This window comes from Actinomadura sp. KC216, from assembly GCF_004348535.1.
Classification (GTDB): Bacteria; Actinomycetota; Actinomycetes; order Streptosporangiales; family Streptosporangiaceae; genus Spirillospora.
In genome coordinates this window covers 1-5,038 of the sequence record NZ_SMJX01000460.1, presented here as the reverse complement: position 1 = coordinate 5,038, position 5,038 = coordinate 1, and the positions used below count along the sequence as shown (strand labels likewise).

The 5,038-nt window shown below is 67.5% G+C and carries 4 protein-coding genes; all 4 read right to left on the bottom strand.

The features are described 5' to 3' along the window. Positions 1 to 84: 84 nt before the first annotated feature. Positions 85 to 720 (bottom strand): DUF4360 domain-containing protein, encoded by a 636-nt coding sequence (locus tag E1264_RS39965; protein WP_132182350.1) that lies wholly within the window; start codon positions 718 to 720, stop codon positions 85 to 87. A 41-nt stretch (positions 721 to 761) separates the two neighbouring features. Then, entirely contained in the window at positions 762 to 1,415 is a 654-nt protein-coding gene (locus E1264_RS39960) for a DUF4360 domain-containing protein (protein WP_132182348.1), read from the bottom strand. A 789-nt stretch (positions 1,416 to 2,204) separates the two neighbouring features. After that, on the bottom strand, positions 2,205 to 3,512 hold the full coding sequence (locus E1264_RS39955) for a M14 family metallopeptidase (protein ID WP_132182346.1): 1,308 nt from the start codon (positions 3,510 to 3,512) through the stop codon (positions 2,205 to 2,207). 447 nt (positions 3,513 to 3,959) lie between these two features. Further along, the coding region (locus tag E1264_RS39950; protein ID WP_132182344.1) for a S8 family peptidase at positions 3,960 to 5,038 on the bottom strand (1,079 nt) is incomplete at its 5' end.

Sequence of the window (5,038 nt, the reverse complement as noted above, 5' to 3'; positions counted from 1 at the left end):
GGCTCGGCGGGGTGGCCCGGTCATGCGGAGCGGGCCGCGCGCTCCTGGATGAAGGGCGCGGCCCGATCCGTCCGGATCAGACTCCTAGCACTTCTTCCAGGAGATGTGGTAGATCGTCTTGATGCTGCCGTCGGTGGAGTCGAAGGACATGAAGCTCGTCTCCTTCGAACTGCCCTTGTTCACGCGCAGCTCGGTGTTGACGTTGAGGTTGCGCTGCTCACCACAGGGCTTCCACACCAGCTCCGCCACATCCGTGCGGTCCGTGAACTGCCAGTTGTTGGAGTACGGGCCGTTGATGTTGTGGGACTTGGGCGTCGTCTGCGACATGCCCTGGAAGTAGTAGTTCGCGCGTTCCATACCGGATGCGCCCTTGGCCAGATGCGCGAATCCGCGGTAGTCCGCGCTCGCGATCGCATACGTGAATCCCTGCGGGATGTTGATCTGCATGCTGATCTGGCAGTTCTTGCGCATGTCCGTCGGGTTGGAGTCCCCGCCAGCCTGCGCCATGTAGTCGCTGTAGGTGACGGTGAACGCCGTGGCGTCACTCGACGGAGCCACCGCGGCGGTGCCGGCGGGGCAGCCGGAGCCGTTCACGGTCTTCACGTCGATGGTGATCTTGTCGGGAGCCGCGAGAGTGTTCGCCGAGGCCGACGGGACGACGCCCGCAGTCAGGGACAGGGCGGCGAGGCAGGCTGCCGAAGCAGTCACTCCTTTGCGCATGGATTTCTCCTTTGGGGGTTTGCGCGGGGTGATGCGGAGGATTACGGGCAGGTCTTCCACGAGAAGTGGTACTTGGTCTTGATGCTGCCGTCCGTCGAGTCCATGGCGATGAAGCTGGTCTTCGTCTTGTCGGTGCCGGCCGTCGCGCGGATCTCGGTGTTGATGTTGAAGTTCCGCTGCTCGCCGCACTTCTTCCACACGAGCGCGTCCACCGCGATCTTGTCGGTGTACTGCCAGTTGTTCTGGTGGTTGGCCGGGAGGTTGTGCTGGATCACACCGGTCGGCGAGTTGCCCTGGAACCAGTAGCTGGCCTTCTGGACGGCCGTCGCGCCCTTCTCCAGGTAGGCGTACCCGCGGTAGTCCGTCTGCGAGATGGCGTAGGTGAAGCCCTGCGGAACGTGCACCTTCATGCTGATCACACAGTTCTTGCGGCCGTCGGTCGGCTTGGAGCTGCCGCCGGCCTGGGCCATGTAGTCGCTGTAGGTGACCGTGAAGGCTTCCTTGTCGTCCGAGATGGCCACCGCGGCGGTGCCGGCGGGGCAGCCGGAGCCGTTGACGGTCGCGATGTCGATGGTGACGCCGTCGGGCCCGCGGGTCAGCAGCCGGGAGGACGCGGCGGTGGCAGGCGTGATCGACGCCGCGGTCAGCCCAAGCGCCGCGGCGGCCGCGGCGGTAATGGCGATCCCTTTACGCATGTGATTCCCTCTTCGCTGGGAGTGGACGCATTTTTTTCTTCGGCGACCGAAGAGGCGAGTACCGCGAATCCGGATTAATCGGCACTCGTCAATGGACGTAGATCCAGGATCTGGAATGGAGCGTAACTTTCACACCTGGTGGTGTCAATCATCGGTTTTTAACTTTTCTTGACCTGCATTCAATTAGTTAGGCGGCGCAGACCGTCAATCTTGATCATCGATTATCGAATGTCAACGGCCAGCTTTTTGACAAGGACCGTTCCATTAAGGTGATCATCATCGATAAACCCCGCCGGGGCGGCCGTCTGCGGACACCGATCGCAGGTCAGCGGGCCGCCCGGACGACGGAATGCGGGGCCTCGGGGGCCGCGCGCGAAGGTCTTCGGAAGTGCCCGCGTCCACCGCGCCGGCCTCGTTGAGCTGGTCGAACGCCACGGATGGCACGGCGGCCACCATTACCGGCGGTCGGGAACGAGGACCATCAACGGGGGGAAAGCGCGTTCCACTTCGGGCTTGGCGGCCACTGGAGAAGCCGCGCCGGCGGAGGGGATGGCGATGTCTCTCTTCGTGTCTTTCCCTTCGCGCATTGCGACGAAAACGGGGGTTCGCGGGCACCGGGCGCTGTTGAAAATGCCGGCTGTTAAATGATCCGGCGTTGGAAGCGGTGCGGCGACCGCCCCTGTGGATGGGGACGGCCGCCGCACCATAGCGGGACCGAACGCGGCACGCCTGACCGGCGGCCGGCCGGTGCGGCCGCCGGTCAGGCGTGCTACTTCGTGGTGGAGGACGTCAGCAGTACTGGTCCTGCTTGCCGATCGCCCGGTACGGGCAGTCCGCGTACCCGGTCAGGGCCAGCACGGCCGCTCGGTTGCGGGACGTCTCCCGGGCGATGACCTCGTCCGGCGGGTAGAAGTCGGCGTTCCGCGGATACATCTCGAACGTGTACGAGAAGATGTCGTGCTCGGCCCACATCCAGTCGTTGACCGACCCGTCGGTGATGTAGAGGTCGCTGGACTGCTGCGGCGTGTAGCGGTTCGTCGCCGCCATCTCGCGGCCGATCGTGGCGAACGTCCGGTTCGCGTCCGCGCTCATGTCGGGCCCGGTGTCGTCGTAGGTGTGGCCCATCGGCCACAGCACCAGCTCGCTGTAGGTGTGGAAGTCGATGTGCGCCCTGATCTGCTGCTTGCCGCCGACGACGCGGCTGCGCACGTAGTTGGCGACGGCCTTGGTCTCGACCCCGGCCTCCGGCGCGGGCCCGCGGTAGGTCTCGGCGCCCGGGGTGCCGGACGACCCGCCGCAGCAGCCCCACTTGTAGGCCCAGTTGCGGTTGAGGTCGATGCCGATCGCGCCCGTGACCGGCTGCCGGTTGTGGCGCCACATCCGGTATTGGGGGACCGCGATGTCGTACTCCAGGCCGTCGGGGTTCACCGACGCGATGATCACGATCTCCCGGCCGTTGACGAGCTCGGTGATCTGGTTGTCGGTGCCGTGCCCGTCGGTGAAGAGATTGGCGGCGTAGAGCGCCATCTCGGGGGTGAGGTGCTCGCGGGCGTGCTGGTTGGCGGTGAACAGGACTTCGGGCTCGTCCTCGTCGGTGGCCACATTGTCGCTGATCTTGATGGCGGGGATATCGCGGCCCTGGTAGGTCCGGCCGACGGTCACGCGCTGCGCGATGGCCGGGTGCTCCCGGACGATCTTGTCGAGCTCGGCGACGATCTCCGCGTAGTCGTGGTAGAGCGCGTCCTCGGGCGGATATCCGAGTTTCAGGGCGATCTCGTCGACCCGGAAGCCCATTTTCCTGATCTGCACGGCCTGGGCGGGCCGCCCGGTGATCACGACGGAGTCCTTCTTGACCTCGTCGATGGACACGCCGGTGCCGGCGATGGCCGTCCGCTCTTCGCGGGTGTCGGGGCCGGTCACCGTGTAGCGATGCGGGAGGGGCTCGCTCTGGGCGGGCGCCTTGCCGTAGGAGCCGTAGGAGCCGGACGACCTGTAGGAGCCGTTCGGGCCGCTCGTGTCGGCGAGCGCGGAGGGGAGCGCGAGCGAGGTACCGGCCAGCAGGGCGCCGACCGCGATGGCGAGGGGACGTTTTCTCATAGGGAATCTCCGTTGCCTTCCGTGAAGCACGGCTGCTTTCCGTGAAGCACGACGGCGGGCCGGCGATAAAACCCCCGGCACTGCGGCCCGGCCCGCCTTACCATTCCCCGTAATTCGCTATATTGAGATCATCGCCTGATGAAACAATCCGCGATGAGCTAAGTGGGCACCCGTATTGTTACGACGGCCCCGCGCGCCGGACAAGGCCGCGGAGCGCAGAATCTATTGACGCTGTCAGGTAGTGACAAGACTCTGACCAGGACGTGCGGGACGCCGACCAGAATGTGACAGGCACGCGGTCGTGGAAATACGGGCGGATCCCGTGGACGCATCTCCGGGAGAGACCAGGGCCGGGAGCCGGTGCCCTGCGGAAGATGCGGCCACGGGACGTCCACCCGCTGGGCCGGGAGGTTAGGAACACCCCCGGCCCCGCGAGCACGGTCAGGGTCAGCCGAGGCCGGTCACGTTCAGCAGCCGGTTCGGGGAACCGCTGCCGGGGTTGCCGACCTTGCCCGACTCGGCCGCGTTCACCACCGCGTCGTGGATCTGCTGCGCGGTGGCGCCCGGGTGGGCGGACAGGTACAGCGCGGCGGCGCCCGCCACGTGCGGCGACGCCATCGACGTGCCGTTCATCGAGGCCGTCCCGCCGCCCATCCGGGTGGAGACGATGCTGCTGCCCGGCGCGAACAGGTCGAGGCAGCGGCCGTAGTTGGAGAAGCTCGACCGGGCGTCGCCCTGGGCCGTCGACCCGACCGTGAGCGCCGAGGGCTCCCGCGCGGGGCTGGAGTTGCACGCGTTGGTGGACGCGTTGCCCGCGGCGACCGCGAACACCACGCCGTCCTGCGCCGCGCCGCGCACCGCCGCGTCCACGCTGGCGGACGCGGGGCCGCTGAGGCTCATGTTGCCGACCGCGGGACCTGACGCGTCCCGCGCCGCCCATTCGATGCCGGAGATGACCCCGGAGTACGGGCCGCTGCCCGCGCAGTCCAGGACCCGCACGGCGACGATGGTCGCCTTCTTCGCGACGCCGTAGTCCTTGCTGCCGACGGTGCCGGAGACGTGGGTGCCGTGGCCCTGGCAGTCGTCGGCGTCGTTGTCGTCGTCGATGAAGTCGTAGCCGCTCTTGGCGCGGCCCTCGAAGTTGGTGTGCGAGAGGTCCGTGCCGGTGTCGGCGACGTAGACGGTCACGCCCGCCCCTTCGTTCGGGTAGGCGTAGATCCGGTTCATCGAGCCGTCGATCCGGTCGAGGCCCCAGGACGGCGGGTTCTGCTGCTCGCCCGCGGCGTGCGCGAGGACGTCCGCCTCGACGTAGCGCACCTCGGGAGCGGCGGCCAGCTTCCGGGCCTGCGCCTTGGTGGCCTTCACGGCGAAGCCGCGGAAGACCGTCGAGTACACCTGGGCGACCGTGCCGCCGTGGGCGGCGACCAGGTCCTGCGCCTCGGCGCGGACGGCCGCCGCGCCGCCCGGATGGACGGACGGCGCGCCCTTCAGCGCCACGATGTAGCTGCCGGGGATCACGCCGGGGG

Bases quoted from the DNA above. Each gene is read 5' to 3' on its own strand.
- E1264_RS39965 (WP_132182350.1), bottom strand. From the start codon at position 720: ATGCGCAAAGGAGTGACTGCTTCGGCAGCCTGCCTCGCCGCCCTGTCC.
- E1264_RS39955 (WP_132182346.1), bottom strand. From the start codon at position 3,512: ATGAGAAAACGTCCCCTCGCCATCGCGGTCGGCGCCCTGCTGGCCGGT.
- E1264_RS39960 (WP_132182348.1), bottom strand. From the start codon at position 1,415: ATGCGTAAAGGGATCGCCATTACCGCCGCGGCCGCCGCGGCGCTTGGG.